Below are 3147 nucleotides of genomic sequence, written 5' to 3' on the forward strand. Positions count from 1 at the left end.
CATGTTGCGCGCGGCGGCTTGCGGATGCGCGATGGCGGCGTCGAAGGTCAGCACGGGCTCGGCCGGGATGCCGGCCTTGCCGAGCTCCGCCAGCCAATGCGCGCTGTCCTGCCGTTCGAGCGCCGCCTGCAGCAGCGGCACGAGCGAGGCGTTGTTCGCGACTCGGTCGGCATTGGTCCTGAAGCGCGCATCCTCCGGCAGGTCGGGCCGGCCCAGCATCTCGCAGAGCCTGCGCCAGAAGGCGTCCTTGTTGGCGCCGATGGTGATCCACCCGTCGCGCGTCCTGAAGACGCGGTAGGGCGAGTTGCCGCGATGCAGCTGGCCCATCCGCTCGGGCTCCGTGCCGAAGGTGAAGACATGCGCGGCCTCGTAGACGCCGAGCGAGAGGCCCGCCTCGAACAGCGACTGGTCGATGCGCTGTCCCACCCCTGTCTTCGTGCGCGCCATCAGCGCTGCGAGGATCGCGCTGGTGGTGAACATCCCCGCGGCGAGGTCGGTGATGGCGATCGGCAGGCGGTAGGGTTCGCCATCCGGCGGACCGTTGCCGGCCATCAGCCCGGACATGCCCTGCGCCATCATGTCGAAGCCGCCATGCTGCGCCCAGGGTCCGCTCTGGCCGAAGCCGGAGATAGAGGCGACGACGAGCCGCGGATTGGCCCTGTGCAGCGCGTCCCACCCGAAGCCGGCGCGCTCCAGCGCGCCGGGGCGGAAATTCTCGACGAGCACATCGGCCTTCGCCACCAGCTTCCACAGCAGCGCGGTGTCGTTCGCGGCCTTAAGGTCCAGCGCGATGCTGCGCTTGTTGCGGTTCCACAGGGCGAAGGGCTGGCTGCGGCCTTCGACGAAGGGCGGCATGCGCCGCGCCTCGTCGCCGTCCGGGCGCTCCACCTTGATGACCTCGGCGCCCATGTCGCCGAGCATCATCGTGCAGTAGGGACCGGACAGGAACGTCGTCAGGTCGAGGACGAGAAGGCCATCCAGCGCCGTGGCCGTTCTCATTCCGGCTGGATTCCCGCGTCGGTCGCAATGCGCGTCATCAGCGTGCGCTGGGCCGGCACGAAGCGGGCGAAATCGGACCGCGGCAGATAGGCGGGCTGCATGCCGAGGGCGGCAAGACGCTCGCGTACATCCGGCCGTTCCAGCGCCTGCCTGGACACCGAGGCGAGGCGATCCAGGATCGCGTCCGGCGTGCCGTTCGGCGACCACAGCCCGATCCACTCCACCAGCTCGAAGCCCGGCAGCGCGGCTTCCGCGACCGTAGGCACGTTGGGAAGCGTGGGCATGCGCTGCGCGCTGGAGACGGCGAGCGCGCGCAGCCGTCCGCCCTGCACCAGGCCGACCGCGGAGGGCGCGGTGGCGAAGTTGAAGGCGGTGTCGCCGGCGACGACGGCCTGCGCGCCCTGACTGCCGCCGCGATAAGGCGCGTGGGGCCCTTCGATCCCCGCGCGCTGCACGAAGAGGAAGCCCGAGAGGTGGGAGGCGGTGCCGATCCCGGCGCTCGCCCAGGCGAGCCGCTCGGCGCGCGCGCGGGCGATGAAGGCCTGCAGGTCCTGCGCCGGCTCGGTCGGCGCGACGATGAGCACGAGCGGCATGACCGAGAGCCGCGCGATCGGCGCGAAGTCGCGTTCGTAGTTGAAGGAGATGTTGCGCACGAGCACGTGGTTCACGACATGCGCCGAGGGATCGGCGAGCAGCGTGTAGCCATCCGGGCGCGCCTGCGCGACGATGGCGGCGCCGATCGTGCCGGCGCCGCCGGTGCGGTTCTCGATGACGATGCTCTGGCCGAGCATCTCGCCCATCGGCCCCGCCAGCACGCGGATGGTGGCATCCGTGCCGCCACCGGGCGCGTAGGGAATGACCAGGCGGATCGGCCGGTCCGGATAGGCTGTCTGGGCCTGGGCGCCCATCGCCCAGAACCCAAGGATGGCGGCGGCGCAGCGCAGCAATGTTCTTGTCATTGTTCGTTTCCCCTTTGTCGTTGGTTCTTGGTCAGGGCAGTCCGTTGCGCCCATGCTTCAGGTAGGCCGGGCGTTGGGAGAGAAGCTCGAAATAGGCGCTGACGGCGGGCAGGTCGGGCTTGTCGAAGCCCTTCACCGCGAACCAGCGGTTCACCACGAGCCCCATCGGAATATCGGCAAGCGTGAAATCCGCGCCGCAGACATAGGGCCAGCCCTGCGCGAGTTCCGCGTCCAGCAGGCGCATGCAATGGGTGAAGTCCTTGCGGCCCTGCTCGACGAACCATTCGTTGTTCCAGGGCGGCTCCTGCAGCTGGCCGCCCAGGAAGGCGCCGCGCATGGCGTGCGTCAGGTCGTAGGCGACCCAGTCCATCCATTGCTCGACCCGCACGCGCTTCTCGGGCGCCGAGGGATAGAGGGTCTCCGCACCATGCTTCGTCGCGAGATACCGCAGGATGGCGTGGGATTCCCGAAGCACCAGGTCGCCGTCGAGCACGACGGGAATCTGCGCGACGGGATTGAGCTTCAGGAATTCTGGCGTGGCGGTCGGCTTGTAGCCGCGGCCCCAATCCTCCCTCACGAAGGGAATGCCGAGCTCGTCGCAGAGCCAGAGCACCTTGCGGACATTGAAGGAATTTGGCCGGCCCAGGATGCGCAGCGTCTGGCTGGTCATGGTGAGTGGCTTCCTTGTGTTGTTACGCGCGTTCGACGAAATGGATCAGCACGCCGCCCATCGCGTCCGGAGGCACGAAGCCGATGCGTGCGCGGCGCGAACCGGGCCGGCCCTTGCGGTCGATCAGCGCCACCCCGGCCTCGCCAAGCTTCGCGAGCGTCGCGTCGATGTCGGGTGTCTTGAAGGCGATGTGGTGCAGGCCGGGACCGCGGGAGGCGACATAGCGCGCGATCGCGCCTTGGTCCTGGCGCGTATTGCCGGCGCTGCCGTGCTGCACCTGGCCATCCTGGTTCGGGTCGAAATTCTGCAGGAACTCCAGCTCGCAGTCGCCGGCGGTGATGAAGGCGACGCGCAGCCCGCCGAGGATCGCGGGCGGGCGCGTGTGATAGACGACGCCGTATTTGTCGGAGGTGAAGCTCTCGACGGCGATCTGCGTCTCCATGTCCGTCTGCTGGCTTTCGAGCGGGCAGCCGAGTTGCCTGCAGAAGACCCCGATGGCCGCCTGGTTGTCCGCGCTCG

The 3147-nt window shown here is 69.0% G+C and carries 4 protein-coding genes; all 4 read right to left on the bottom strand.

The genetic code is table 11. The features are described from left to right. Nucleotides 1-999 (bottom strand): CoA transferase (locus tag INE98_RS08710; protein ID WP_293538263.1); only part of this gene is annotated, 999 nt, incomplete at its 3' end. Continuing rightward, nucleotides 996-1958 carry a tripartite tricarboxylate transporter substrate binding protein gene (locus INE98_RS08715; RefSeq protein ID WP_293538264.1) on the bottom strand — a complete coding sequence of 321 codons (963 nt, stop codon included), beginning with the start codon at nt 1956-1958 and terminating at the stop codon, nt 996-998. The genes INE98_RS08715 and INE98_RS08710, both read right to left, overlap by 4 nt. Before the next feature lie 31 nt (nt 1959-1989). Continuing rightward, a complete protein-coding gene (locus tag INE98_RS08720; RefSeq protein WP_293538265.1) occupies nt 1990-2628 on the bottom strand; it encodes a glutathione S-transferase family protein in 639 nt (212 codons plus the stop codon). 22 nt (nt 2629-2650) lie between these two features. After that, nucleotides 2651-3147 (bottom strand): VOC family protein (locus INE98_RS08725; RefSeq protein WP_293538267.1); only part of this gene is annotated, 497 nt, incomplete at its 5' end.

It is taken from the genome of Phenylobacterium sp. (assembly GCF_020253645.1).
Taxonomy (GTDB): Bacteria; Pseudomonadota; Alphaproteobacteria; order Caulobacterales; family Caulobacteraceae; genus Phenylobacterium.

Bases quoted from the DNA above. Each gene is read 5' to 3' on its own strand.
- INE98_RS08715 (WP_293538264.1), bottom strand. From the start codon at position 1,958: ATGACAAGAACATTGCTGCGCTGCGCCGCCGCCATCCTTGGGTTCTGG.
- INE98_RS08720 (WP_293538265.1), bottom strand. From the start codon at position 2,628: ATGACCAGCCAGACGCTGCGCATCCTGGGCCGGCCAAATTCCTTCAAT.